At 64.0% G+C, this 569-nt stretch carries 2 protein-coding genes; one reads left to right on the top strand and one right to left on the bottom strand.

Features of this window, described 5'->3' with window-relative positions:
* Positions 1-435: class I SAM-dependent methyltransferase (locus A5704_RS13310; protein ID WP_197508483.1), on the top strand; the 435-nt coding region annotated here is incomplete at its 5' end.
* 26 nt (positions 436-461) lie between these two features.
* Here A5704_RS13310 and A5704_RS27660 read toward each other — a convergent pair.
* Positions 462-569: class I SAM-dependent methyltransferase (locus A5704_RS27660; RefSeq protein ID WP_197508484.1), on the bottom strand; the 108-nt coding region annotated here is incomplete at its 5' end.

Raw genomic sequence — 569 nt, forward strand, 5'->3', positions numbered from 1 at the left:
CGCCAGCGCTACGGCCGCTTCTTCAAGATGGCCTACCAGGTGCTGCCGTCCGACGGAATCATGTTGCTGCACACCATCGTTCGCCCCTCCTTCAAGGAGGCCAGGGCGCGGGGCATGACGCTGACGCACGAGATCGTGCACTTCTCGCAGTTCATCCTCACCGAGATCTTCCCGGGGGGCTGGCTCCCGACCCCGCAGACCGTCGGGGAGTACGCCGTAACGGCCGGCTTCGAGCTGACCCGGGTGCACTCACTGCAGCTGCACTACGCGCGCACCCTGGAGACGTGGGCGGCCGCCCTCGAGGCGAACCGCGACGAGGCCATCGCCATCCAGTCGCAAGAGGTCTACGACCGCTACATGAAGTACCTGACCGGTTGCGCGAAGCTGTTCCGCAAGGGCATCAGCAATGTGGGCCAGTTCACCCTCGTGAAGTAGGCGGCGAGGAGCTGGGGGTCGTTCCGCTACTTTTGCAGCGTGAACTGGTCGACGTCGGTGTAACCCTGGCGGAACAGCTTCGCGCAACCGGTCAGGTACTTCATGTAGCGGTCGTAGACCTCTTGCGACTGGAT

Origin of the sequence: Mycobacterium sp. E735 (assembly GCF_001666955.1) — a bacterium.
In the GTDB taxonomy this organism is placed as follows: Bacteria; Actinomycetota; Actinomycetes; order Mycobacteriales; family Mycobacteriaceae; genus Mycobacterium.